This is a genomic window from Bosea sp. RAC05, assembly GCF_001713455.1.
Classification (GTDB): Bacteria; Pseudomonadota; Alphaproteobacteria; order Rhizobiales; family Beijerinckiaceae; genus Allobosea.
In genome coordinates, this window is sequence record NZ_CP016464.1 from 2,971,379 (window position 1) to 2,996,111 (window position 24,733).

The following is a 24,733-nucleotide window of genomic DNA, read 5'->3' on the forward strand; positions in this document are numbered from 1 at the left end:
CTCACCCGACGATGACGCGACCGCGCAGGACCCGCAGGCCGAGCGAACCGCTCTTCAGCGCCAGCGCCTTGTCGCCGAAGACCTCGCGCCGCCAGCCCTGAAGCGCGGGAACGTCGGCCTCGTCATCCGAGGCGATCGCCTCGAGATCGTCCGAGGACGCGATGATCTTGGGCGCGACCCGCTCCGCCTCGGCCACCGCCTTGAGCAGCACCTTGAGCAGGTCGAGCACGGCGCCGTTGCCGCCGCGGCCGCGTTCGCGCTCCAGCCGGGGCAGGGTCTTGGGATCGAGAGCCAGCCCGCGCTCGATCGCCGCCAGCACCTCGCCGCCCGAGCGGGAGCGCTCGAAGCCGTTGGGCACGGAGCGCAGCTCGGCCAGCGCCTCGACGGACCGCGGCGCGCGCTGGACGATGTCCATCAGCGCGTCGTCCTTGAGCACGCGCTGGCGCGGCACGTCGCGGTGCTGCGCCTCGCGCTCGCGCCAGGCCGCCAGCTCGATCAGCACGGCGAGCTCCTTGGGCTTGCGGATGCGGCCCTTCAGGCGCTGCCAGGCATTCTCGGGCTTGACCTCGTAGGTCGCGGGCGAATTGAGGACCGCCATCTCCTCGGCGACCCAGCCCTCGCGCCCGGTCGTCTCCAGATCGGCCTTCAGCGCCAGATAGATGTCTCTGAGATGGGTGACGTCGGCCTCGGCATAGACGAGTTGCGCCTCGTTCAGCGGACGCCGCGACCAGTCGGTGAAGCGCGAGGACTTGTCGATGCGCGCCTTGGCGAGATCGTTGGCGAGTTGCTCGTAGCCGACCGAGTCGCCATAGCCGCAGACCATGGCCGCGACCTGCGTGTCGAAGAGCGGGCTCGGCAGCACCCGGCCGAGCATCCAGACGATCTCGAGATCCTGCCGTGCCGCGTGGAAGACCTTGACCACGGCCTCATCGACCATCAGCCCGAAGAACGGGGCGAGATCGAGCTCGGGCGCCAGCGGATCGACCAGCACCGCCTCGTCGGGCGAGGCGAGCTGGATCAGGCAGAGTTTGGGGTAGTAGGTCGTCTCCCGCAGGAACTCGGTATCGACCGTGACGAAGGGGTGGCTGGCGAGGCGCGCGCAGGCGTCGGCGAGGTCGGCCGTGGTCGTGATCAGCTTCATGCTCCGGGCTTACCGGAGCAGGGGGCGCCCCGTCGAGTCCGCAGGCCGACAATCCCACCTGAATCCTTGACAAGCCCTGCGCCCGCGTGTGCTTACGCCGGCAGAATCGACCGCCCGCGGCTCGCCCCAGGGCGACCCCGAAAGAGATCATCCCCGTGACCCTGCATCGCTACCGTTCCCACACCTGCGGCGCCCTTCGCGAGAGCGACATCGGCTCGCAGGCCCGTCTCTCCGGCTGGTGCCACCGCATCCGCGACCATGGCGGCGTGCTCTTCATCGACCTACGCGACCATTACGGCATGACGCAGGTCGTAATCGACCCGGATTCGCCGGCCTTCGCCACCGCCGAGACGTTGCGCTCGGAATGGGTCGTGCGCATCGACGGCAAGGTCAAGGCGCGCCTCGCCGGCACCGAGAACGCCAACCTCCCGACCGGCGCCGTCGAGGTCTTCGCCACCGACATCGAGGTGCTGGGCGCGGCCGGCGAACTGCCGCTGCCGGTCTTCGGCGATCTCGAATACCCCGAGGACACGCGGCTGAAGTACCGCTTCCTCGATCTGCGCCGCGAGAAGCTGCACAACAACATCATGCTGCGCACCAAGGTCATCGACTCGATGCGCCGGCGCATGAAGGATTCGGGCTTCTCGGAATTCCAGACGCCGATCCTGACCGCCTCCTCGCCGGAGGGCGCGCGCGATTTCCTCGTTCCGAGCCGCCTGCATCCGGGCAAGTTCTACGCGCTGCCGCAGGCGCCGCAGCAGTACAAGCAGCTGCTGATGATGGCGGGCTTCGACCGCTACTTCCAGATCGCGCCCTGCTTCCGCGACGAGGACCCGCGCGCCGACCGCCTGCCGGGCGAGTTCTACCAGCTCGACGTCGAGATGAGCTTCGTCGAGCAGGAGGACGTCTTCGCGACGATGGAGCCGGTGATCGGCGGCATCTTCGAGGAGTTCGGCAACGGCAAGTCGGTGACCAAGAACTGGCCGCGCATCCCCTATGCCGAGGCGATCGCGAAATACGGTTCCGACAAGCCGGACCTGCGCAACCCGCTGGTGATGCAGGACGTCTCGGAGCATTTCCGCGGTTCGGGCTTCAAGGTCTTCGCGCGCATCCTCGAGGACGAGAAGAACCGCGTCTGGGCCATTCCCGGGCCCAAGGGCGGCTCCAGAGCCTTCTGCGACCGCATGAACTCCTGGGCTCAAGGGGAAGGCCAGCCGGGCCTCGGCTACCTGATGATCAAGGAAGACGGCGAGGGGCAGGGGCCGATCGCCAACAACATCGGGCCCGAGCGCGTCGCCGCGATCATCGCCCAGATGGGCCTGCAGCCCGGCGACGCCTGCTTCTTCGCCGCCGGCAACCCCGACAAGTTCTACAAATTCGCCGGAGCCGCCCGAAACAAGGTCGGCCAGGAACTCGGGCTGATCGACGAGAACGCCTTCGCTTTCGCCTGGATCGTCGATTTCCCGATGTTCGAGTACAATGAGGACGAGAAGAAGGTCGATTTCTCGCACAACCCCTTCTCGATGCCGCAGGGCGGCCTGGAGGCGCTGAAGAGCGAGGATCCGCTCTCGCTCAAGGCGTTCCAGTACGACATCGCCTGCAACGGCTTCGAGCTCGCCTCCGGCGGCATCCGCAACCACAAGCCCGAAGCGATGGTGAAGGCCTTCGAGATCGCCGGCTATGGCGAGGAGACGGTGATCGAGCGTTTTGGCGGCATGTACCGCGCCTTCCAGTATGGCGCGCCGCCCCATGGCGGCATGGCGGCCGGAGTCGACCGCATCATCATGCTGCTGGCCGGCGCCACCAACCTGCGCGAGGTCGCGCTGTTCCCGATGAACCAGCAGGCGGTCGACCTGCTGATGGGCGCACCGGCCGAGGCCTCTCCCAAGCAGCTGCGCGAGGCGCATCTGCGCATCAACGCGCCCGAGAAGAACGGCTGATCGACATGACCGATTCCGCTCCGGCGCGCGCGCTCGCGCTCGTTTGCCTCGCGGCGCTGCCGCTCTCGGCCTGCGTCTCCGGCCCGGCCAATCCGAGCGCGTCCCGCGCCTCGGAGCTTGCCAGCCTCGTCTCGCGCTCGGTCGCCTGCCGCGCCGGGGCGCCGAGCCGCAGCACGCTCGATGGCTTCATCGCAGCCGAGAAGGCCCGTGGCGCCACGCCCGAGCAACTCGCCTCTGCGCGCTCGACCTACGTCACCGTCTCGGAGGCGGAGACGATCAACCAGAGCGTCAAGCCGCGCGCCTGCGATGCCGGCGAGCGGGCGGAGGTCCGCGAGAAGATGACGCGCATCCGCGCGGGCGACTTCAGCGCCCTATGACGTCCCGCGACCGCGTCATGAGGCTTCCACCACGGCTCGCTGCCCTGTCGCTGACGCTCGGGCTTTCCGCCTGCACCACGGCGGGGCCTCTGCCCGGTACGCCGGAATTCGCCGCGGCGCAGGTGTCGCGCGCCTATGACTGCGGGCTGCGGGTCGATCGCAGCCGGGTCGTCCGCCGGATGCAGCAGGAGGAGCGGCAGCGCTTCGCCATGGCGAACGCCGCCTATGCGGTGAAATCCTACAAGGCGCCGCGGGCCTGCGACGCGGCCGAGCGCGCCTCGGTGCAGCGCGATGTGACGGCGCTGGCCCGTCGCTGAATTCGCTTGCCTCCGATCGGCCATCGCGGCCACAAGGCGCCGATGCCCGCCGCGACCCTGATCACCGCCATCGTCGTCAGCCATGACAGTGCCGAGGTCCTGCCGGCCTGCCTGTCGGCGCTGGCTGCCGAGGGGGTGCCGGCGATCGTCGTCGACAACGCCAGCGGCGACGCCAGCGCCTCAGTCGCGCGCGAACGGGGCGCCACCGTCATCGCGAGCCCGCGCAACGAGGGCTATGGCCGCGCCAACAATCGCGGCGTCGCCGCCAGCACCACGCCCTTCGTGCTGATCGTCAACCCGGACGTCGAGATGAGGGCAGGCGCGGTTGCAGCCCTGCTCGAAGCCGCGCAGCGCTATCCCGATGCGGCCCTCTTCGCCCCGCGCCTCGTCGAGCCCTCGGGCCGCGTCTTCCTGCAGCCGCGCTCGCTGCTCTCGCCGGCTCATCTCAACCGCAGCGGAGCCATGGTGATCCCCGAGGGCGACACCTGCCTGCCTTTCCTCTCGGGCGCCTGCCTGCTCGTCCGCCGCGAGATCTTCGTCGCGCTCGGCGGCTTCGACCCGGCGATCTTCCTCTTCTACGAGGATGACGACCTCTGCCGCCGCCTGCGCGACGCCGGCCATGCGCTGGTCCATGTCCATGCCGCCGAAGCCGGCCATGGGCGAGGGCGCTCGAGTGCCCCCTCGGCCGCGCGCCGGTTCAAGGCGCGCTGGCACCTCGCCTGGTCTGAGGGCTATGTCGCCCGCAAATACGGCTTGCCGCCGCCATCGCCGGGCCGGATCGTCGAAAGCCTCGCCAAGGCCGTGGGTTACGGCCTGATCCTGCAGCGCGACAAGATGTCCGCCCATGCCGGCTCCGCGGCCGGGGCGCTCGCCTGGATCCGCGGGCGATCGGCGCTCGCCCGAGAAGGGCTGGAGGGTTCGCCATGAGGAGGCTGCTCGGCGTCAGCGTCACGCAGGCCCTGGCCGGTCCGCACAATAATTTCGGCCTGCTGCGGCTCGTGCTGGCGCTCGCCGTCGTCGTCTCGCACGCCTTCAGCGTCGCGACCGGGCGCGTCGAGGACGAGCCGTGGGCGCAGACGACGGGCTTCACGCTCGGCGAGCACGCGGTGAATGGCTTCTTCGCGATCTCCGGGTTTCTGGTGACAATGAGCTACGACCGGCGCGGCTGGCGCGACTACCTGGTCGCCCGCACGCTGCGCATCGCGCCGGGCCTCATTGCCGCGACGCTGGTCGTCGCGCTCGGCCTCGGGGCGGCGATGACCCGCCTCGATCTCGGCGCCTATCTCTCCGATCCGCAGCTGCGCCGTTTCATCACCGGCACGCTCACCACCTTCAAGAGCGCATCGGCCCTGCCCGGCGTCTTCGACACAAACCCGCTGCCCTTCCCGATGGGGACGGTCTGGACGCTGAAATACGAGACGATCTGCTATCTCGGCGTGCTCGTCGGCGGGCTGCTGGGCCTGCTGGCCCGGCCGAAGCTGGCCCTGGCGATGGGCGGCCTGCTGCTGGCCGCCACGCTGCTGCGCGAGATCATCGACCCCGACGGTCCCAAGGGCGTCGAGACGGCACTGCGACTGCCGCTGATCTTTCTCGCCGGCGGGCTGATCTATTTGTTCCGGGACCGCGTGCGCCTCTCCCTGCCGGGTCTGGCGCTGGGGCTCGCCGCGCTCGTCCTGCTCTCGCCGACGCCGCTCTACAAGAGCGCCCTCTATCTGGTCACGGCCTGGGGCGTGCTGGTCCTCGCGCTCGCCCCCGCCCTGACCCGGCGGCGCAGCGAGCCGCCCTCCGATCTGTCCTACGGGGTCTATCTCTATGGCTGGCCGATCCAGCAGGCGAGCCACGCCCTGTTCCCCGCAGCCGGCGCGATGACGCTGTTCTGGCCGGGCCTGATCGTCACGCTCGCCGTCGCCTGGCTGTCCTGGCATCTGGTCGAGAAGCCCGCACTCGGCCTCAAGCGCCGGCTGATCGCCGCAGGCTAGCTGCGGCCGGCCTGGCCGCGGTCGCGCGTCAGAGATGCAGATCCTTCAGGGGCGTCGCGATGATGCGCTTGATCTCGCGCATCTGCCGCATCACCAGACGCGTCTTCATCAGCAGCGTGTTGCCGGACGCGAGCAACGCCGCCTCCCGCGCCGCGAAGGCGTTGCGGCCCGGCTGCGCCTTCAGGGGGCTGATGTCGCCGATCTCGTCGGGAGCGCTGTTGCGGCCCGCCACGACCAGGATCTCCTCGATCGCCGGCTTTCCGCCCCGCAGGCTCTTGCCGATCGTCTGGCGCAGAACCTCATCGAAGCCCTCGGCGGCATCCCGCAGCGGCTTCTGCATCACGGCGCTCGAATCCCGCCACTGGATGCCCTTGCGATAGGCGGGAACCCACTGGACCTGTGCCTCGAGAAGGTTGAGCCCGGCATAGCGCGCCAGCGCGGGGAAGGCGTCGTCGTAGAAGCGCCAGCAATCGACCGGAAAGCGGTGGCGCGGCCCGCCACCGGGCGAGGTGATGAAGGCGAGGCCGTTGGGCTTCAGCACCCGCGCGATTTCGAGGATCGTGATCCAGAAATATTCCGCGTGCTCGAAGACCTCCGAGCAGGTGACGACATCGACCGAACCGCTGGCGATCTCGCTCCAGTCATAGGGGTCGGCGACCACGACATCGACATTCAGCCCCGGCTCGATATCGAGCCCGATCATCCGCCAGGCGTCATTGGCCATCGCGGCGCGGTTGGCGAGGTTCTGGCCATCGACCATGGCGGAACCGACATCCAGCACGGTCAAAGGGATATTCTCACAGTCCGCGAGATAGGCAGCCCTAAAGACACAGGCCTTGTCGTAGGCAGAAAAGTGCATGAACCAACGCCACTGTCAGAACGCCTTCGCGAAGCGCCAGACCAGATGGACAATTGTTTCTAAATGTACAACCGAAATTTCGTTGCGTCAGCTCGTGATGGTGAACGCACGGAAATTCGTCATTCTTCTTCTTGAGCCGGCGCAGAAAGAACAGAAACCCGGTTCGACATCAGAACAGGCAAGAGCTGCACGACGTCCTCTCGCGGCAGCAGCCACCACCGGCTCGCCAGCAGCGAGGCGATCTGCGCCTCGTCGAAGCGCATCCGCAGGACACGGGCCGGGTTGCCGCCGACGATCGCGTAGGGCGGCACGTCCCGCGTCACCACGGCCCGCGCCGCCACGACGGCGCCGGTCCCGATGGTCACGCCCGACAGCACCATGCTCTGCGAGCCGAGCCAGACATCGTGGCCGATCGTGACGTCGCCCCGGCTCGTATGGCTGCCGGCGATCCCGGCGGCCTCCGGCCAGAGCCCCGGCAGGGCCGGAAACGGATAGGTCGTCGCCCAGTCGGTGCGGTGGTTGCCACCGAGCAGGATCTCGACGCCGTCGGCGATCGAGCCGTAGCGGCCGATCGTCAGCCGGGCCCCGCTCTCGGAAAAGCGCACCTTGGGGCGGCCATAGGTCCAGGCGCCCACCGCGATCTGGCCAGGTCGCCTCGCGATCAGCGCGGCGAGGTGCAGGCGCGTCTGGTTGTGCGGATTGACGCGCTTGCCCAGCAGCCCCCTGGCCGCGGGCGCGAGCCCTGCCCACCAGGCGACGAGCGGCCCGGGCCGCCACTGCGCATCCTCCGGCGGCAGCAGGCCGTCCGGACCGCCCGAAGCCGTCACCGCGCTTCGGCCTTGAGGTCGATCTTGGCGAGGATCTCGGTCGGATCGGTGAGGGTGATGACGTCGGCGAGGCCGATGCCGCCAGCCGAACGGGCGCGGGCGTCGAGGGTCAGCGTCCCGGGCTGGGCGACGAAGCGCGACACCGCCGCCGTCAGCGCCTTGGCGGCGTCGGAGGGCCCGAGGATCGAGGCCAGGCCCAGGCTCGCGATCATCGCGAACTGCTGGCGCATTTCATCGGGCTTGCGGCCGGCCTTGCGCGCCTCATTGGCGATCAGCTTCTCGACGAGGCCGAAATTCTCCAGCTTCGCAGTCAGGCCCCGGGCCGTGGCGCCCAGCGCCGCGACCTGAGCCAGCGCGACGTCGCTCGAGAACAGGTCCTTGGTGACGTTGCCGAGCGTGCCGGACAGGTTGAGCCGCGCCAGCCCTTCGCCGCCGAGCGCGATCTGCCGGATGGCGAGTTCGCTGCGCGCCGCCTCCCAGGCGAGATCGATCCGCGCATTCAGGTCGAGCGAGCGGATCCCCATCGCGATCAGATCGCGCGCGGCGGGATTGCCGGCCCCCTCGGTGATCGGCGCGACCAGCTTGTCGAGCGTCAGGGCGAGGCTGGTCGGGATGCCGTTGAGCTGCTCGCCGGCCTTCACCTCGAACACGCCGAGGCCGATGCGGACCGGCTGCCCCCCGGGCGCCATCGGCGGCGCATCGACCGACAGGCCGGTCATGCGGATCGTGCCGATCGTGGGAATGTAGCGACGCCAGTCGATGGCGGCGTCGGCGCTGGCGGACTTCGCCAGATCCTCGCGCAGCGCCTTGATCACCGGGCCGTAGGAGAAGCCGGAATAGCTGATCGTGTCGACCAGGCCCTTGGCGCCGCCGCCGGCAAACTGCAGGCCCTCCAGCACGAAACCGGACTTCGCCGGCGCATCCTCGCCATAGGCGATGCGCGCGATCTTGATGTCGACCGGCCCGGGGTTCGCCGCAGACTTGCCGCCAGGCTTGGCCCCTGGCTTTGCGGCCTCGGGCTCGACCACGGTCATCACCATGTCGCGGATCTCGCCGCTGCCGATCTCGACGCGGTCGTAGAAGCCGAGCAGGGCGATGCCCATGCGCTTCTCCGCCTCGCGCCGGACCGGATCGTCCTTGGCCGCGCCCCCGGCTGCGGTCTGCTCGGAGAGCGCCATCGCCCGGGTCAGCAGATCGCCGAGCGGCTCGGGGCCGACGCCCGCCGCCACGTCGCGGCTGGTCGCGCGGCCGAAGCTCATCTTGCCGGCCGGCCCCATGTCGATGCTGTAGCCATCCTGCTCGGCGCGGCGCAGCAGGGGGCGTACCGGCTCGGTCTGGCCAGCGGCGACGCGGTCGACGAGGACCCGCGCGGTCTGCCGGATGTCGAAGCCCTCGAAGCGCATCGCCAGCAGCGTGCCGGTGAGCTTGGCGCCGTCGGGGCTCTGGCCGGCGAGCGTTCCGCCGGCCGACTCGCCGCGCGCGATCTGGCCGTCGCGGATGTCCGAGAAGCGCACGTCGCGATAGGTCGTGACCTGCTTCTGCTTGCCCTGCGCGACCTCGACGACGAGTTCCGGTGCGCGAATCTCGGCCGCGCTCAGGCGGTCGATGCGGGCCAGGGCTGTCTCGCCACTCTTGATGTCGAGGAGGCTGCGAAAGGCTTCACGCTCCAGAGGTGAGCCCTTCACCTCGAGCTTCGGGGCCGACAGGGTGAAGAGGCCGAACTCCATACGGACATTGTCGAGCTGGAAATCGGCCGCGGCGAGCGGCTGCGACATCGCCAGCGTGGCGAAAGCGAGGGCGGCGCGAAGAGGGCGGCGCAGGCGCGGAGCGATCATGACGGTCTCCTGTTCTGTGGCGGCGACCCTGCCCCAAGCCGGCGTTGAAGAAAAGCCGAGCCCGGTCGACATGCTGACGAAAGGCTTGACCGCATGGGGAGCTTGGCTGCCATCTGTCGCAGATTCGCCATCTGCGCCGTCATAGCTTTGCAGGACGCGCACCCCGAACCGCCCCGCAGCCGGCGCTAACGGAGACACCATGCCGATCCAGGCCCGAACCCGTTCGTCTCTCGCCGGTCTCGCCGCCGCCGGCCTCGCGCTGACGGCTGCCCTTGGTCTGGCGCAGCCGGCGAGCACGGCACCGCTCCTGCGACTCGCCCAGGCCGCCCCGGCCGGCCAGGCGACGGCGCTCGAGACGCTCGCGATCGTCAGCGGCGACAAGCGCCATGCCTTCCAGGTCGAGGTGATGCGCACGCCCGAGCAGCGGGCGAGGGGGCTGATGCATCGCCGCTACATGCCGGCCGACCGCGGCATGCTGTTCGATTTCGGCCGCACCGAGCCGGTCGCGATGTGGATGGAGAACACCTACATCCCCCTCGATATGCTCTTCATCCGGGCTGACGGCACGATCGCGCGCATCGCCGAGAACACCGAGCCCCTGTCGCAGCGCACGATTCCCTCCGGCGAGCCGGTGCTCTCGGTGCTCGAGGTCAATGGCGGGGTCAGCCGCACGCTCGGTCTCAAGCCGGGCGACCGGGTCGAACACACCCTGTTCAAGCGCTGAGCGGTCCGCCGCGCTTGCGGCGCAGGCAAGGGACGTGATAGCCAACCGCCACGCGTGGAATGGCCAAGTCGGGGTATAGCGCAGCCCGGTAGCGCATCTGCTTTGGGAGCAGAGGGTCCCAGGTTCGAATCCTGGTGCCCCGACCATTCCGGGCGTCTCGCAGCCGGGCCGGTTCCGGTGGCGAGCCGTGACAGACGGCCAGGATTTCAGGTGAGCGCCGAGCGAGAGCCATGACCGCACGCATCTATCGCCCCGCCCGGACGGCCATGCAGTCCGGCACCGCCAAGACCGAGCGCTGGCTCCTCGAATACGAGCCCGAGCAGCCGCGCCAGATCGAGCCGCTGATGGGCTGGACCTCGTCGGGCGACATGAAGAGCCAGGTGAAGCTCTGGTTCGACAGCGAGGCCGAGGCCGTGACCTACGCCACGCGCAACGGCATTCCCTTCCGTGTCGAGCAGCCGCAGGAGCCGCTGCGCCGGACGGTGGCCTATTCCGACAATTTCAAGTTCTCGCGCCGCGGACAGTGGACGCATTGACGGTTTGACGGAGTGAGGGCATCCGCCTTCGCTCCCCAAGAGACAGACGAAGGCCTCGGCCCTCGTCTTCGGGCCCGTAGCTCAGATGGATAGAGCAGCAGCCTTCTAAGCTGCTGGTCGCTGGTTCGAATCCAGCCGGGCTCGCCATTCTTTTTCCTGTTTCACCGCGTCGTCGTCGCGGGCGCACCGACCGTCCGCAGAAGCCGCCTCACTCCTCCCGGCCCCAGTTGCGGAGCCGCCGGATCGCAGCAGCGGGGTCCGCCGGGCGTCGCTGCCACAGCCCGTGCAGCAGCCCGCCGAGGAAGAACAGGCCAAAGCTCGGCAGTGCCACCGCGATCGGTGCCGTAACGACGCCCATGGCGCAACCACCGGAATCGCCGGCGCCGCATTTGGGATCGAAGATCATCGCGCCGAAGACGAGGATGATGGCCGCGAGCGGGCCGATCAGCAGGCCCCAGAGGCCGGTTCGAAGCGCCTTGAGGAACAGCCGGCCCATGTCGCTTCTCCCGACGACGCCTGGCTGGCGCGGCCATGCGATGCTGTCACGGGGCGGGCTCGAGGTCCATGCGCTTGCCGCGACGCAGCATGCGGCGTAAACCGCGCCGGCCGTCGCTGGCGGCCTTCGCCTTGATCATGCCCGAAAGACCGGTCATCGCCGCGCCGCCCCGCGGGTGAGGCCGCCCGGCCTTTCCGGCCCCAAGCCAGTTGCGATCGCTGCGGTCGCGAGGATGTCCATGCCGTCGCTCACCTCCGCGCTCGACCGTCTCGCGACGCTGGCCAGTGCCAGCCACGCCCGCGCCTGCGCGTTCCTCGTGCTGCTGTCGCTTGGCGCCTTCCTTCCCGGCTTCCAGACACTGCAGCCGCTCGATCGGGACGAACCCCGCTTCGCCCAGGCGAGCAAGCAGATGCTCGAGACGCGCGATTTCGTCGACATCCGCTTCCAGGAGGAGGCGCGCCACAAGAAGCCGGTCGGCATCTACTGGCTGCAGAGCGCGACCGTCGCCGCCGCCGAGGCGCTGGGCGTGACGGAAGCGCGCACGCAGATCTGGCTCTACCGCATTCCCTCGCTCGTCGGCGCCATCGCCACCGTGCTGCTGACCTACTGGGCCCTGCTCGCCTTCGTCAGCGCGCGCATGGCGCTGCTCGGCGCTGCGCTGATGGCGGCCTGCGTCCTGCTCGGCGTCGAGGCCCGCATCGCCAAGACCGACGCGCTGCTGGCGGCCTGCGCGGTCGCGAGCATGGGCGCGCTGGCGCGGGTCTGGCTCGACTGGACGCGCTCGCTCGCCTTCGTCCCGAGTTCGCGCAACTGGCTGGTGTTCTGGGGCGCCACGGCGCTGGGGCTGCTGCTCAAGGGGCCGATCGTGCCCATGGTCTGGGGCCTCGCCATCCTCGTCCTCAGCGCCAGGGAGCGCAGCTTCCGCTGGCTGGCACCGCTGCGCTTCGGCCGCGGCCTGCTGCTGTGCCTCGTCGTCGTCCTGCCCTGGTTCCTGGCGATCGCCTGGAAGACCGGCGGCAGCTTCTTCGCCGAGAGCGTCGGGCAGGACATGCTCGGCAAGGTCGCCGAGGGGCAGGAGAAGCACTGGGGGCCGCCGGGTCTCTACATGCTGATCTTCTTCGGTACCTACTGGCCGGCCGCCGCCTTCGCCGCCATGGCCGTGCCCTTCGCCTGGGCGCGCCGGCGCGAGCCGCAGGTGCTGTTCCTGCTGGCCTGGATCGTGCCGTCCTGGCTCGTCTTCGAGGCCGTGCCGACCAAGCTGCCGCATTACGTGCTGCCGCTCTATCCGGCCGTGACCGGGCTGCTGGTGCTCGCGCTCGTCAATGGCGGGATCGACCGGTTCCGGCGCGGCTCCGTCGCCACGGCGCTGCTCGTGGTGATCGTGCCGCTGGCCCTGACCGGCGTCATCGTCGCGGCCACCTGGTCGCTGGACGGCACCATTCCCGCTCTCGCCTTGCCGTTCCTGCTGCTGGCGCTCCTCGTCGCCGCCACGGTGGTGGCCGCCTTCCGCCGCAGCGACTTCGAAGGCGCACTCTGGCGCGGGGTCGTGGCGAGCCTGCTGCTCGGCCTGGGGGTCTACGGCTTCGCGGTCGAGAGCCTGCGCGCCTTCAAGCTCTCGCCACGCCTGGCCGAGGCGGTGCGTTCGGTCGGCTGTTCCGATCCGGCGGTGATCACGGTTGGCTACCGCGAGCCGAGCCTCGTCTTCCTCGTCGGCACCGATCTCGCCATGGGCCCGGACGGCGCCGCCGCCGCCGTCTTCCTGGCCCAGCCAGGCTGCCGCGTCGCGCTTGTGGAAGCCCGCCACGCCCCCAGCTTCCAGGCCGCGCTGCCGGCCACCGGCGTCACGCCCCGGCTGGTGACGACGCTGCGCGGCTTCAACCTCAATGGCGGCCGCCGCCTCGAGATCGCGGTTCTGGCACGGCCATGACCACCCTGCAGTTGCGCCGCGCCTGAAAGTTCCTTGCCCTGTCGGCCGCCCTGACGCAGGTTGCGGGCCGTTTTTCCGGATGATCGTCTGTTGACCGACCCGCTCCCGCCGCCTGAAACCGCTTCGCCCGCGCCGCTGCTCAGCGTCGTCGTGCCCGTCCGCAACGAGGTCGGCAATGTCGGGCCGCTGGTCGCCGACATCGAGGCCGCCTGCCGCGGCATCGCGGCGTTCGAGGTGATCTACGTCAATGACGGCTCGACCGACGGGACGGCGGCGGCGCTCGCCGCTCTGGCGGCGCAGCGGCCCTGGCTGCGGATCGTGAGCCACGCCCAATCCTGCGGCCAGAGCGCGGCGGTGAGGAGCGGCGTGCGCCATGCCCGCGCGCCCATCGTCGCGACGCTGGACGGCGACGGCCAGAACGATCCCGCCTTCCTGCCGGCGATGCTGGCGGCGCTCCAGCAGGCCGGATTGCAGGCCGGGCTCGTCCAGGGCCAGCGCGTCGGCCGCAAGGACACCGGCTTCAAGAAGCTGCAGTCGCGCATCGCCAACGGCGTCCGCGGACGCCTGCTGAAGGACGGCACGCGCGACGCCGGCTGCGGGCTGAAATGCTTCCGGCGCGAGGCCTATCTGGCGCTGCCCTATTTCGATGCGCTGCACCGCTTCATGCCGGCGCTGATGGTGCGGGAGGGCTACACGGTCGTGCATCTCGACGTGCGCGACCGGCCGCGGCTGACGGGCGTGTCGAATTACGGCTTCTTCGACCGGCTCTGGGTCGGCATCCTCGACCTGGTCGGCGTCTGGTGGCTGATCCGGCGCCGCCGCCGCGTGCCCCAGATCGTGCCGGAGGCGCAGCCATGATCATCTCGATCGGCCATGCCGTCTCGGACTATCTCTACGACGTCTTCGTGCTGAAGTTCGACTTCTGGCTCGCCTTCGGCATCGTCGCGCAGTTGCTCTTCACGGCGCGCTTCCTCGTGCAATGGCTGGCGAGCGAGCGGGAGGGCCAATCCGTGATGCCGCTCTCCTTCTGGTACTTCTCGATGGCCGGCGGCCTGATGACCCTGATCTACGGCATCGTTCGGCGCGAGCCGATCATCATCATGGGCCAGGCGCTGGCGATGGTGATCTACACCCGCAACCTCGTGCTGATCTTCCGCAACAAGCGCCGCGAGCGCCGTTCCGCGGATTGAACCGGCCCGGCGGACGCCCTCACGCCACCGCGCGCAGCCGGGCAAAGCCGGCGTCGAGATCGGCCTTGAGGTCGTCGAGGTCCTCAAGCCCGATATGGATGCGGATGGTCGGGCCCTTGAAGGCGGGCGTCGTCGCCGTGCGGTAGGCCCGGCAGTCGAAGGGCAGCACGAGGCTTTCATAGCCGCCCCAGGACGCGCCCATCCCGAACAGGGTCAGCCCGTCCAGCATCGCCGCGACCGCCGTCATCGAGACCGGCGCGAGCTCGAAGCCAAACAGCGAGGAGGCGCCGGTGAAATCGCGCTGCCAGAGCCCGTGGCCGGGGTCCTCCGGGAGCGCCGGGTGCATCACCCGCGCGACCTCGGGCCGCGCCGCCAGCCACTGCGCCATGGCGATGCCGGCGGGCATCTGCTCCTTCAGCCGGATCGCCATGGTGCGCATGCCGCGCAGCGTCAGGAAGGCGTCTTCCGGCGCGATGATCACGCCGAGCTGTTCCCAGCTCGCGCGCAGCTGACGGTAGAGCTCCGGCGTGCGCGCCGAGATCGTCCCGATCAGCACGTCCGAATGGCCGGCGTAGTACTTCGTCCCGGCCTGGATGGTGATGTCGACCCCGGCCTTGTGGCTGTCGAAGAACAGGGGCGTCGCCCAGGTGTTGTCCATCATCACCAGGATGTCGCGGGCATGGGCTGCCGCCACGATCGCCGGGACGTCCTGCATCTCGAAGGTCTGGGAGCCCGGGGCCTCGGTCCAGACCGCGCGCGTGTTCGGCTTGAACAGCGCCTCGATGCCCGCACCGATCGCCGGATCGTAGTAGGTCGCCTCGATGCCCATCCGCTTCAGCATCGTCGCGCAGAAATTCCGCGTCGGCCGGTAGACGCTGTCGGTCACCAGGACGTGATCTCCGGCCGACAGGAAGGCGAGGAAGGGCAGGGTGCACGCAAGCAGGCCGGACGGCGTCACCACCGTGCCCGCGCCGCCCTCGATCGTGTTGCAGGCCGCAACCAGCGCGTCGATCGTCGGGTTACCCTGGGTGCCGTAGGTGTAGCGGGCGCGCCGCGCCAGGAAGTCTTCGGTATTGGGGTAGACGACGGTGGAACCGCGCTGGATCGGCGGGTTGACGAAGCCGTAGCTGTCGTCGGGATCGCGCCCGGCCATCACCAGGCGGGTTCGTTCGCGCAGGCGCGCGAAATCGGATTCGGACAGCTTTTTCATCGAATCGATAGCCGGAGCAGCGGTCGGGAAGGAGGCGGGCAGGCTTGACCGCCCCCACAAACTCGCATGTGATGTATGCAGTGGACAAGGGGCGGCGTCGCAAGATGCCTCGGCTTGACGCTCATACGGGGCTCTGGCAATCGACGCACGGGAAGTCGCTTAAATTCTGAGCAAACGAGCGGAGTTCACACCGCCAGCGACAGGACCTACGGCGCCCGCCGGCCGAGTCCGGGCAGGAGATTTCAATGGGAGAGAGTTCGATGAAGAAGATGATGACAGCCGCCATCGGCGGTCTCGGATTGGCGCTTGTGGCGACGACGGTGTCGGCGCAGGCGCCCGCGACGCTGGCTCAGGTCAAGCAGCGCAACCAGGTGATCTGTGGTTCCAACACCGGGCTGGCCGGCTTCGGCGTTCCCGACGGGCAGGGCAAGTGGAGCGGCCTCGACGTCGACCTCTGCCGCGCCGTGTCGGCCGCCATCTTCAACGACCCGGAGAAGGTCAAGTTCATCCCGCTGTCTTCGAAGGACCGCTTCACCGCGCTGCAGTCGGGCGAGGTCGATCTGCTCGTCCGCAATTCGACCTGGACGATGTCGCGCGACACCCAGCTCGGCATCATGTTCGCTGGCGTGAACTACTATGACGGCCAGGGCTTCATGGTCCGCAAGAAGCTCGGCGTGACCTCCGCCCTGCAGCTGTCGGGCGCCTCGATCTGCACCCAGCAGGGCACCACGACGGAGCTGAACCTCGCGGACTTCTTCCGCTCCAACAACCTGAAATACGAGGTCGTCGCCTTCGCCTCCTCCGACGAGACGATCAAGGCCTACGACGCCGGCCGCTGCGACGCCTTCACCACCGACGCCTCCGGCCTCTATGCCGAGCGCCTGAAGCTGACCGCCCCGGCCGACCACATGGTCTTGCCGGAGATCATCTCCAAGGAGCCGCTCGGCCCTTCGACCCGCAACAACGACACGGTCTGGTTCAACATCGTCAAGTGGACGCATTACGCCATGATCAATGCCGAGGAACTCGGCGTGACCAAGGCCAATGTCGACGAGATGCTGAAGTCGCCCAATCCCGAGATCAAGCGTCTGCTCGGCACCGAGGGCAAGTTCGGCGATGGCCTGGGCCTGACCACGGACTGGGCCTACCGGATCATCAAGCATGTCGGCAATTACGGCGAATCCTTCGAGCGTAATGTCGGCGCCGGCTCGCTGCTGAAGATCGCGCGCGGCCAGAACGCGCTCTGGACCAAGGGCGGCCTGCAGTACGCTCCGCCGATCCGCTAAGGGCTTTTGGCGGGCGCCAGCGTGAGCTGGCGCCCGCCAGTTTTCCAACGCCGCTTCCAGGCGGACTCGCCAAAAACCACGCTGTCGCCGGCTTTGGTCCGGGACTTGCTAAACCAACGATACTCATCGGATCGTCGAGAGCGGGACAAACCCGTTCCGCCAACAGGGGAAGTTCAATGAAGTCATTCGTCACTGCAGCCATCGCTGCGGCGATCTCGGTTTGCGCGGCAAGCTCCGTCCAGGCCCAGACCAACACCCTCGCGCAGGTCAAGAACCGCGGCATCCTGCACTGCGGCTCCGGCACCGGCCTCGCCGGGTTCGGCCTCCCCGATGCTCAGGGCAACTGGACCGGCCTCGACGTCGATCTGTGCCGTGCGGTCGCCGCCGCCATCTTCAACGATCCGAACAAGGTCAAGTTCATCCCGCTGTCGGCGAAGGACCGGTTCACGTCGCTGCAGTCGGGCGAGGTCGATCTGCTCTCGCGCACCACGACCTGGACGATGTCGCGCGACACGTCGCTGGGGCTCAACTTCGCCGGCGTCAATTACTATGACGGCCAGGGCTTCATGGTCCGCAAGAAGCTCGGCGTCGATTCCGTGCTCAAGCTGGCGGGCGCCTCGATCTGCACCCAGCAGGGCACCACGACGGAGCTCAACCTCGCCGACTATTTCCGGGCCAACAACCTGAAGTACGAGGTCGTCGCCTTCGCCTCCAACACCGAGACGGTCAAGGCCTATGAATCGGGCCGCTGCGATGCGTTCACCACGGACGCCTCGGGCCTCTATGCGGAGCGCCTGACGCTGTCGGCTCCGGCCGATCACATCGTCCTCCCCGAGATCATCTCGAAGGAGCCGCTCGGCCCCGTCGTGCGCCACGGCGACGATCTCTGGCTCGACATCGTCAAGTGGACGCACTTCGCGATGCTGAACGCCGAAGAGCTGGGCGTCAGCAAGGCCAATGTCGATGAGATGCTGAAGTCGCCCAACCCAGAGATCAAGCGGCTGCTCGGCACCGAGGGCAAGTACGGCGAGGCCATCGGCCTGACCAACGACTGGGCCTATCGCATCGTGAAGCTCGTCGGCAATTACGGCGAGGTGTTCGAGAAGAACGTCGGCGCCGGCTCGCTGCTGAAGATCGCCCGCGGCCAGAACGCGCTCTGGACCAAGGGTGGGCTGCAGTACGCCCCGCCGATCCGCTGATACGCCGCGAGGCCTAGTCCAAACCGGCTAGACGGTCCGGTGGCGTCAACGCCGCCACCGGACCGTCGCAACCAAAAAACCAAAAAAGGGCGTAACAGGTGTCGAGCATTCCGACCGATGCGGTCAAACCCGGCAGGGCCTCGCTGTTCTACGATCCGAAGATCCGCGGCTATGTCTATCAGATCGTCCTGCTGGCGGTGGTGGCCTTCCTGATCTGGTCCGCCGCGTCGAACGCGATCGAGAACCTCCGCGCACAGAAGATCGCATCCGGCTTCGGCTTCTGGCACAACGCCGCCGGCTTCGACGTCAACCAGAAGCTGATCCCCTTCAGCGCCGCCGCCTCGACCTATGGCCAGGCCTTCTGGGTCGGCCTGCTCAACACGCTGCTGGTCGCCTCGATCGGCATCGTCCTGTCGACCTTTCTCGGGTTTTTCGTCGGTGTGGCGCGGCTCTCGAGCAATTGGGTGCTGGCGAAGCTGGCGATGATCTATGTCGAGGTCATCCGCAACCTGCCGCTGCTGCTGCAGTTGTTCTTCTGGTACAATGCGGTGCTCAAGCCGCTGCCCGACGCGCGCAATTCGATCGCGCTGCCCGGCTCGATCTTCCTCAACAACCGCGGCCTGATCCTGCCGAATCCGCAATTCGGACCGGCCTTCCAGGCGGTGGTGATCGCCTTCTTCGTCGCCGTCGTGGTGGCGTTCGTGTTCTATCGCTGGTCCAAGACGCAGCAGGCCCGTACCGGTACCCAGTATCCCAACGGCCTGATCACCCTCGCGCTGATCCTCGGCGTGCCGCTGCTGGTGTTCTTCTTCGCCGGCAGCCCGCTCTCCTTCGAACTGCCGCAGCAGGGCCGCTTCAACCTGACCGGCGGCCTGCAGATCTTTCCCGAATTCGTCGCCCTGCTGATCGGCCTGACCACCTATACCGCGGGCTTCATCGCCGAGGTCGTCCGCGCCGGCATTCTCGCCGTCTCCAAGGGCCAGACCGAGGCCGCCCATGCGCTGGGCCTGCGCCCGGGGCCGACGCTGAAGCTGGTCGTGATCCCGCAGGCGATGCGGGTCATCATCCCGCCGCTGACCTCGAACTATCTCAACCTGACCAAGAACTCGTCGCTCGCGGTCGCGATCGGCTATCCCGACCTGGTCCAGGTCTTCACCGGCACCGTCCTGAACCAGACGGGGCAGGCGGTCGAGGTCGTCGCCATCACCATGGCGGTCTATCTGACGATCTCGCTCGTCACCTCGCTGTTCATGAACATCTACAACCAGCGCATGGCGCTGGTGGAACGGTGAGGGCGCCCCGATGACCGATGCGACGATCAACAACGCCCCGCACGCCTTCGTCCGCACGGAGACGCTGCAGCAGCAGGCCGCGCCACTGTCCGTGGCCGGGCCTGTCGCCTGGGTGCGCAACAACCTGTTCTCGAGCCCGCTGAATACGGCGCTGACGCTGATCTGCCTCTATGTGGTCGTGGCCAGCGTGCCGGATCTGGTGCGCTTCTACTTCACCGACGCGGTCTGGAGCGGCACCAACCGCGACGCCTGCCTCGCCGACAAGGTCGGCCGTCCGGTCGGCGCCTGCTGGGCCTATGTCGCCGACCGCTTCCAGTACTTCATCTACGGCTCCTATCCGGTGTCGCAGCGCTGGCGCGTCAACATCGTCTTCCTGATGTTCGCGCTGTCTGTCGTCTGGATGCTCTGGGACCGGGCTCCGCTGAAGAAGCTCGGCGCCTTCTTCTTCTTCGTCGTCATGCCGCTCGGCGCCTATGTGCTGCTGGTGGGCGGCGCGGGCGCCGAGGGCGTCCTGCGCACCGTGATCATGATCACGCTGGCGCTGGCGGCGCTCTATCTCGTCCTGTCCTTCGTTCCCGGGCTCGCCCGCTTCTGGACGCCGGCACCGCTGCTCGAGGTCGAGCTGGCAGCGACGCCCCTGCAGCGCTTCCAGAGCCCCAAGCGTCTGATCCTGCTCTCGCTCGTCGTCTTCGGCCTGATTGCGGTCTTGGCGGACACGGCGGGCCTGCCGCGGGCCGATACCGGGCTCTGGGGCGGCATCATGGTGACCTTCCTGATCGCGGCGGTCGGCATCGTCTTCTCGCTGCCGCTCGGCGTCATGCTCGCGCTCGGGCGCCGCTCGCGGCTGCCGATCATCCAGCTCCTCTCGGTGATCTTCATCGAGTTCGTGCGCGGCGTGCCGTTGATCACCGTGCTGTTCATGGCCAACACCATGCTGCCGCTCTTCGTGCCGCAGGAGTGGTCGCCCGACCGCCTGCTGCGCCCGCTGATCGGCGTCGCCCTCTTCGCCGCCGCCTATATGGCGGAGGTCATCCGCGGCGGCCTGCAGGCGATCCCGAAGGGCCAGTACGAGGGCGCGATGTCGCTCGGCCTCGGTTACTGGCAGATGATGCGCCTGATCATCCTGCCGCAGGCCCTGCGGATCGTGATCCCTGGAATCGTCAACACCTTCATCGGGCTGTTCAAGGACACGACGCTGGTCACCGTCGTCGGCATCTTCGACTTCCTGCGCACCATCGAGGCGACCCTGGTCGATCCGACCTGGGCCACGCCGACCACCCGCGCGACGGGCTACGCCTTTGCCGCGGTTTTCTATTTCCTGTGTTGCTGGGGCATGTCCCGCTACTCGATTGCGGTCGAGAAGCGGCTCGCCGCCGGTCAGAAGCGTTGAAAGGACCAGCCCTCATGGCCATGGCAGAAACCACCAGCACCCGTCCGGCGGCTCTCAAGCCCACCTCGCTCAACACCCCGACGGCCGTCGAGATGGTCGGCGTCAACAAGTGGTATGGCGAGTTCCACGTGCTGCGCGACATCAACCTCAAGGTCGAGCGCGGCGAGAAGCTCGTCATCTGCGGCCCCTCGGGCTCCGGCAAGTCGACGATGATCCGCTGCATCAACCGGCTGGAGGAACACCAGAAGGGCTCGATCATCGTGGACGGCACCGAGCTGACCAACGACCTCAAGAAGATCGACGAGATCCGCCGCGACGTCGGCATGGTCTTCCAGCACTTCAACCTGTTCCCGCATCTGACGATCCTCGAGAACCTGACGCTGGCACCGATCTGGGTGAAGAAGCTGCCCAAGAAGGACGCCGAGGAGATCGCGATGCACTATCTCAAGCGCGTCAAGATTCCGGAGCAGGCCGCGAAATATCCGGGCCAGCTCTCCGGCGGCCAGCAGCAGCGCGTCGCCATCGCCCGCTCGCTCTGCATGAGCCCCAAGATCATGCTGTTCGACGAGCCGACCTCGGCGCTCGACCCCGAAATGGTCAAGGAGGTGCTCGACACCATGGTCTCGCTGGCGGAAGAGGGCATGACCATGCTCTGCGTCACCCACGAGATGGGCTTCGCCCGGCAGGTCGCCGACCGCGTCATCTTCATGGATGCCGGCCAGATCGTCGAGATGAACAAGCCCGAGGCCTTCTTCAAGAACCCGCAGCACGAGCGCACCAAGCTCTTCCTGAGCCAGATCCTGCACTGAGGCGAACGCCTGTCCCCGTCGCTGCCGCGCCCGTCGCGGCGGCGACGCAGGGGAACAAGGACCGCGGACCGAGGTTGTCCTCCCACATCGGAGGACAACCATGAAACGCTTCATTCCTGTTCTGCTGGCCGCCCTGGTCGCCACGGGCGGAGCCTACGCCCAGTCGATCAACATCGGCCCGGGCGGCATCGAGGTCGATCCGCGCTCACCGCGCGACCGCGCCGTCGAACGCGACATCCGGCGCGAGGAGCGGGCCCGCGAGCGGGCGCGTTACGAGCGGGTCCGCGAGCGCGACAATTGCCGGACCGTCACGACCATTCGCGAGACACGGCGGGGCGAGGTCCGCAGCACCGAGCGCGTCTGCGACTGATCCCATCCCTCGTGCCCATGAAAAAGCCCGCCGCGCGATCCGCACGGCGGGCTTTTTTTTCATGGCAGCACGCAGCGATGCCGCGGTCGCCTATTTGCCGTCGCGCGCCGCGACCGCCGTGTCGGGGAAGTCGGAGAAGAGGCCGTCGATCCCGAGCGCGAAGAATGCCTTGTATTCCGCCGCCGGATCGCCCTTGAAATCCGAGGCCAGCCGTTTGGCCTCGTTGCGGAACGTCCAGCTGTGGACCTGCAGGCCTGCCGCCTTGGCGTTCTTCACCACATCGCTTGGCGGCAGCAGGACGCGGTCGCGCTCGTCGATCACCCCGTCCTTGTTGAGGTCCTGCGGCTTGCCGTCGGCGCCGATCACCTGCCTGCCCGCCATCAGATAGGGCTTCCAGGGGGCGACGCCGTCGGCATAGGTCGCGATCTCCTTCAGCCCCTCGGCGGTGACGAGGTCCTTGAAGGTCCGCTTGTCGCCGGTGACGACGAAATCATAAGGCTTGTCGAACGGGGCGGCGAGGACGATGCCGCCATCCTTGTCGACATCGTCGGCGTCGACCAGCTGGAACAGCCGCACCTGCGTCTTGCCGCGCAGATATTTGAGGTTGGCGGTCTCGAAGCTCTGGATGATCACCGGCGAGCTCTTCTCGGTCCAGCCCGCAGCCTTCAGCGCATCGAGCAGCCGGTCTTCCAGCGGCAACCCGATCGCGGCGTGGAAAATCGGGTGCTTGGTCTCGGGATAGACGCCGACGCTGCGGCCGAGCCGCGCGCTCTCGGCCTTGGCGAGATCGATGACCTCCTGGAAGGTCGGGATCTGATATTGGCCGTTATGCGACGGATCGCGATCGGCGAAGGCCTGCTTGGCGCGCAGCGTCCTGATCTCGGCCAGGGTGAAGTCCCCGGAGAACCAGTCGGTCGTCTCGACGCCGTCGACGCGGCGCGTGGTCTTGCGGCTGGCGAATTCGGGCCGGCCGGCGACATCCGTCGTGCCGCCCAGCATCGGCTCGTGGCGGGCGATCAGGACGCCGTCCTTCGTCGCGACCAGATCCGGCTCGATGAAGTCGGCCCCCTGCGCGATGGCGAGCCGGTAGGCTTCGAGCGTGTGCTCGGGCAGATAGCCGCTGGCGCCGCGATGGCCGACGATCAGCGGCTTCTGGCTGACCGGCGCCGGCGCGGCTGCCTGCGCGCGCACGGTTGCGGGGGCGGCGACGGCCAGGCCGATCGCCAACCCCGCGGTCATCAGCAGCTTCGTCGTCATGGCGCCGATCCTCGTCGCGTTCGGTGGGAACGCCATCCATGATCGGGCGATGTGACAGGCCGTTGAACCCGGTCCTCGCCGCCCGGGCGGCGGGCCTGGCGGGACGGGGGGCAGGCAGGCGAAAGCCGGCTCAGCGGCGCCCGCTCTCCAGGGTCGTCTTCGCGTCCAGGCGCTTGGCCGGCGGCGTCAGGTCCGGCGCGGGCTGCGTGGCGCAGGCCGCCAGCGACAGGGCGAGGACGGAGGCGAGGATGATCTGGCCGGCGCGCAGCATGAAGGTCACCTTTTGTTGAGAGAGGCAGTTGCCTCGTCTTTCCGCCTGTGGAAGGAGCGCGTCAAGGGGATCTCGTCGGGCGCGCCATGACTGGGCGTCATGATGGAATGGGTCCAGTCTTGCCCTGTGCCGGCGCTTCGCCGCCTCTGTTTTCGGAATCGCTCACGCCATGACGCCCGCCGCCCGCATCAGCGCCGCCATCGAGGTCCTGGACGACATCATCCAGCGGCGCCGGCCGGCGGCCGACGCGCTCAAGGACTGGGGCCTGTCGCGCCGCTTCGCCGGCTCGAAGGACCGCGCCGCGATCGCCTCGCTGGTCTATGACGCGCTGCGCCGGAAGGCCTCCAGCACGCATGTGATGGGGTCGGACACGCCGCGCGCTTTGATGCTCGGCATGCTGGCGCGCCAGCGCGGGCTGGATCTGGAGGAGATCGCCGCGCTCTGCACCGGCGAGCACCACGCGCCCGCGCCGCTCGAGAGCGAGGAGGTCGACCGGCTGGTGGCCCTGTCGCTGTCGGGCGCGCCGGACTGGGTGCGTGCCGACGTGCCCGAATGGCTCTGGCCCGGCTTTTCCAGCGCCTTCGGGGCCGAGGCTGTTGCGGAAGGCGAGGCCCTGGCCGGGCGCGCGCCGATCGACATCCGCGCCAACCGGCTGAAGACGACGCGCGACGCTCTGGCGGGCCAGCTGGCCCATGCGGCTCCCGAGACCGGCGCCTGGTCGCCCGATGCGCTGCGCTTCCAGCCCGGCGTGGACGGGCGAGGGCCCTCGCTCCAGGCCGAACCGACCTTCTTCGCCGGAGGCTTCGAGATCCAGGACGAGGGCTCGCAGCTGGTCACCCTGCTCGCGGGGGCAAGCCCGGCCAGACGGTGGTCGACCTCTGCGCCGGCGCCGGCGGCAAGACGCTGGCTCTGGCCGCCCTGATGGCCAATCGCGGCCGCCTGTTCGCGACCGATCTCGATGCGCGCCGGCTCGCCCCGCTGCATGAACGCCTCGCCCGCTCCGGCGCCTCCATCGTCGAGATCCGCATCCCGCGCTCGCGCGGCCACGAGCCGCTGGCCGAGATCGAGGGCCAGGCCGACCTCGTCCTGGTCGACGCTCCCTGCACCGGCTCGGGCACCTGGCGGCGCAATCCGGATGCGAAATGGCGCGTCCGCCCCGGCGCGCTGGCCGAGCGCGTCAAGGACCAGGCCGAGGTGCTGGCGCGGGCCGCAAGGCTGGTGAAGCCGGGCGGGCGCATCGCCTACATCACCTGCTCGGTCCTGCCCGAGGAGAACGATGCGGCGATCGAAGCCTTCCTCGCCCGCAACCCGGGCTTCGCCGCCCTGGCGCCCGCCGGGATGCTGGCGTCGGAACACGGCGATTTCAGCCTGCTCGCCCGTTTCGCAACGGGCCGCGGCCTCCAGCTCTCGCCCCGCCGCACCGGCACCGACGGCTTCTATCTCGCCTGCGTCCGGCGAGGGGACTGACGGCGCGCGACAGCCGTTGCGTGCCATCGCGCGA

24 protein-coding genes, 2 tRNA genes and 1 pseudogene are annotated in these 24,733 nt (G+C 68.5%); 19 read left to right on the plus strand and 8 right to left on the minus strand.

Features of this window, described 5'->3' with window-relative positions; translation table 11 throughout:
- Window position 1 precedes the first annotated feature (1 nt).
- A complete protein-coding gene (rnd, locus tag BSY19_RS17495; protein WP_069055263.1) occupies window positions 2-1,141 on the minus strand; it encodes a ribonuclease D in 1,140 nt (379 codons plus the stop codon).
- 161 nt (window positions 1,142-1,302) lie between these two features.
- On the opposite strand from rnd, the gene aspS reads away from it, so the two are divergent.
- Genes aspS through BSY19_RS17520 form a run of 5 tightly spaced genes read left to right on the plus strand, consistent with a single transcriptional unit; the run spans window position 1,303 to window position 5,754 of the window.
- Window positions 1,303-3,081 (plus strand): aspartate--tRNA ligase, encoded by a 1,779-nt coding sequence (gene aspS / locus BSY19_RS17500; RefSeq protein WP_069057205.1) that lies wholly within the window; start codon window positions 1,303-1,305, stop codon window positions 3,079-3,081.
- Window positions 3,082-3,086: 5 nt separating this feature from the next.
- Window positions 3,087-3,458 (plus strand): hypothetical protein, encoded by a 372-nt coding sequence (locus BSY19_RS17505; protein WP_069055264.1) that lies wholly within the window; start codon window positions 3,087-3,089, stop codon window positions 3,456-3,458.
- Window positions 3,459-3,475: 17 nt separating this feature from the next.
- On the plus strand, window positions 3,476-3,775 hold the full coding sequence (locus BSY19_RS17510; RefSeq protein ID WP_150129654.1) for a hypothetical protein: 300 nt from the start codon (window positions 3,476-3,478) through the stop codon (window positions 3,773-3,775).
- A 42-nt stretch (window positions 3,776-3,817) separates the two neighbouring features.
- Window positions 3,818-4,702 (plus strand): glycosyltransferase family 2 protein, encoded by an 885-nt coding sequence (locus tag BSY19_RS17515; RefSeq protein WP_069057206.1) that lies wholly within the window; start codon window positions 3,818-3,820, stop codon window positions 4,700-4,702.
- The gene (locus BSY19_RS17520) at window positions 4,699-5,754 is read left to right on the plus strand and encodes an acyltransferase family protein (RefSeq protein ID WP_069055266.1); all 1,056 of its coding nucleotides are present in this window, start codon (window positions 4,699-4,701) and stop codon (window positions 5,752-5,754) included. The genes BSY19_RS17515 and BSY19_RS17520 overlap by 4 nt, the downstream gene beginning before the upstream one ends.
- A gap of 28 nt (window positions 5,755-5,782) precedes the next feature.
- Here BSY19_RS17520 and BSY19_RS17525 read toward each other — a convergent pair whose 3' ends face one another.
- The 3 genes from BSY19_RS17525 to BSY19_RS17535 form a co-directional block, all read right to left on the minus strand.
- On the minus strand, window positions 5,783-6,535 hold the full coding sequence (locus tag BSY19_RS17525) for a class I SAM-dependent methyltransferase (RefSeq protein ID WP_236840584.1): 753 nt from the start codon (window positions 6,533-6,535) through the stop codon (window positions 5,783-5,785).
- A 197-nt stretch (window positions 6,536-6,732) separates the two neighbouring features.
- Complete coding sequence (locus BSY19_RS17530; RefSeq protein WP_069057207.1) at window positions 6,733-7,332, minus strand: CatB-related O-acetyltransferase; 600 nt, start codon at window positions 7,330-7,332, stop codon at window positions 6,733-6,735.
- A 104-nt stretch (window positions 7,333-7,436) separates the two neighbouring features.
- Window positions 7,437-9,275, minus strand: coding sequence for a hypothetical protein (locus BSY19_RS17535; RefSeq protein WP_069055268.1), 1,839 nt, complete (start codon window positions 9,273-9,275; stop codon window positions 7,437-7,439).
- 199 nt (window positions 9,276-9,474) lie between these two features.
- Between BSY19_RS17535 and BSY19_RS17540 the strand changes: the two genes are divergently transcribed.
- From BSY19_RS17540 to BSY19_RS17555, 4 genes are all read left to right on the plus strand, one after another.
- Entirely contained in the window at window positions 9,475-9,999 is a 525-nt protein-coding gene (locus tag BSY19_RS17540; RefSeq protein ID WP_069055269.1) for a DUF192 domain-containing protein, read from the plus strand.
- A gap of 69 nt (window positions 10,000-10,068) precedes the next feature.
- Window positions 10,069-10,145, plus strand: a tRNA-Pro gene (locus BSY19_RS17545).
- Window positions 10,146-10,229: 84 nt separating this feature from the next.
- Window positions 10,230-10,535 carry an ETC complex I subunit gene (locus BSY19_RS17550; RefSeq protein ID WP_066735117.1) on the plus strand — a complete coding sequence of 102 codons (306 nt, stop codon included), beginning with the start codon at window positions 10,230-10,232 and terminating at the stop codon, window positions 10,533-10,535.
- 70 nt (window positions 10,536-10,605) lie between these two features.
- Window positions 10,606-10,682 (plus strand) — tRNA-Arg (locus tag BSY19_RS17555).
- 61 nt (window positions 10,683-10,743) lie between these two features.
- Here BSY19_RS17555 and BSY19_RS17560 read toward each other — a convergent pair.
- On the minus strand, window positions 10,744-11,031 hold the full coding sequence (locus tag BSY19_RS17560; protein ID WP_069055270.1) for a hypothetical protein: 288 nt from the start codon (window positions 11,029-11,031) through the stop codon (window positions 10,744-10,746).
- Between the two features lie 238 nt (window positions 11,032-11,269).
- On the opposite strand from BSY19_RS17560, the gene BSY19_RS17565 reads away from it, so the two are divergent.
- The 3 genes from BSY19_RS17565 to BSY19_RS17575 all read left to right on the plus strand — a co-directional run bounded on the left by BSY19_RS17565 (window position 11,270) and on the right by BSY19_RS17575 (window position 14,148).
- The gene (locus tag BSY19_RS17565) at window positions 11,270-12,958 is read left to right on the plus strand and encodes an ArnT family glycosyltransferase (protein WP_236840389.1); all 1,689 of its coding nucleotides are present in this window, start codon (window positions 11,270-11,272) and stop codon (window positions 12,956-12,958) included.
- A 90-nt stretch (window positions 12,959-13,048) separates the two neighbouring features.
- Window positions 13,049-13,816: a glycosyltransferase family 2 protein gene (locus BSY19_RS17570; protein ID WP_069055272.1), complete on the plus strand. Its 768-nt coding sequence runs from the start codon at window positions 13,049-13,051 to the stop codon at window positions 13,814-13,816.
- A complete protein-coding gene (locus BSY19_RS17575; RefSeq protein ID WP_069055273.1) occupies window positions 13,813-14,148 on the plus strand; it encodes a lipid-A-disaccharide synthase N-terminal domain-containing protein in 336 nt (111 codons plus the stop codon). The genes BSY19_RS17570 and BSY19_RS17575 overlap by 4 nt, the downstream gene beginning before the upstream one ends.
- Before the next feature lie 19 nt (window positions 14,149-14,167).
- Here the strand turns inward: BSY19_RS17575 and metC are convergent, their stop codons facing one another.
- The gene (gene metC / locus BSY19_RS17580) at window positions 14,168-15,358 is read right to left on the minus strand and encodes a cystathionine beta-lyase (protein WP_069055274.1); all 1,191 of its coding nucleotides are present in this window, start codon (window positions 15,356-15,358) and stop codon (window positions 14,168-14,170) included.
- Between the two features lie 260 nt (window positions 15,359-15,618).
- Between metC and BSY19_RS17585 the strand changes: the two genes are divergently transcribed.
- From BSY19_RS17585 to BSY19_RS17610, 6 genes are all read left to right on the plus strand, one after another.
- Complete coding sequence (locus BSY19_RS17585) at window positions 15,619-16,644, plus strand: amino acid ABC transporter substrate-binding protein (RefSeq protein ID WP_069055275.1); 1,026 nt, start codon at window positions 15,619-15,621, stop codon at window positions 16,642-16,644.
- 176 nt (window positions 16,645-16,820) lie between these two features.
- The gene (locus tag BSY19_RS17590) at window positions 16,821-17,843 is read left to right on the plus strand and encodes an amino acid ABC transporter substrate-binding protein (RefSeq protein WP_069055276.1); all 1,023 of its coding nucleotides are present in this window, start codon (window positions 16,821-16,823) and stop codon (window positions 17,841-17,843) included.
- A gap of 107 nt (window positions 17,844-17,950) precedes the next feature.
- Window positions 17,951-19,135 carry an amino acid ABC transporter permease gene (locus BSY19_RS17595; RefSeq protein WP_069057208.1) on the plus strand — a complete coding sequence of 395 codons (1,185 nt, stop codon included), beginning with the start codon at window positions 17,951-17,953 and terminating at the stop codon, window positions 19,133-19,135.
- Between the two features lie 10 nt (window positions 19,136-19,145).
- Window positions 19,146-20,525, plus strand: a complete 1,380-nt coding sequence (locus tag BSY19_RS17600) for an amino acid ABC transporter permease (protein WP_069055277.1) — start codon at window positions 19,146-19,148, stop codon at window positions 20,523-20,525.
- 20 nt (window positions 20,526-20,545) lie between these two features.
- A complete protein-coding gene (locus tag BSY19_RS17605) occupies window positions 20,546-21,334 on the plus strand; it encodes an amino acid ABC transporter ATP-binding protein (protein ID WP_069057209.1) in 789 nt (262 codons plus the stop codon).
- 100 nt (window positions 21,335-21,434) lie between these two features.
- Window positions 21,435-21,704: a hypothetical protein gene (locus tag BSY19_RS17610; protein WP_069055278.1), complete on the plus strand. Its 270-nt coding sequence runs from the start codon at window positions 21,435-21,437 to the stop codon at window positions 21,702-21,704.
- A gap of 90 nt (window positions 21,705-21,794) precedes the next feature.
- Here BSY19_RS17610 and BSY19_RS17615 read toward each other — a convergent pair whose 3' ends face one another.
- Together BSY19_RS17615 and BSY19_RS27995 are read right to left on the minus strand one after the other, a co-directional pair.
- Window positions 21,795-22,961, minus strand: coding sequence for a glycerophosphodiester phosphodiesterase (locus tag BSY19_RS17615; RefSeq protein ID WP_083247677.1), 1,167 nt, complete (start codon window positions 22,959-22,961; stop codon window positions 21,795-21,797).
- A gap of 130 nt (window positions 22,962-23,091) precedes the next feature.
- Complete coding sequence (locus BSY19_RS27995; RefSeq protein WP_171905166.1) at window positions 23,092-23,232, minus strand: hypothetical protein; 141 nt, start codon at window positions 23,230-23,232, stop codon at window positions 23,092-23,094.
- A 169-nt stretch (window positions 23,233-23,401) separates the two neighbouring features.
- On the opposite strand from BSY19_RS27995, the pseudogene BSY19_RS17620 reads away from it, so the two are divergent.
- A pseudogene (locus tag BSY19_RS17620) lies at window positions 23,402-24,699 on the plus strand (RsmB/NOP family class I SAM-dependent RNA methyltransferase).
- Window positions 24,700-24,733: the final 34 nt, after the last annotated feature.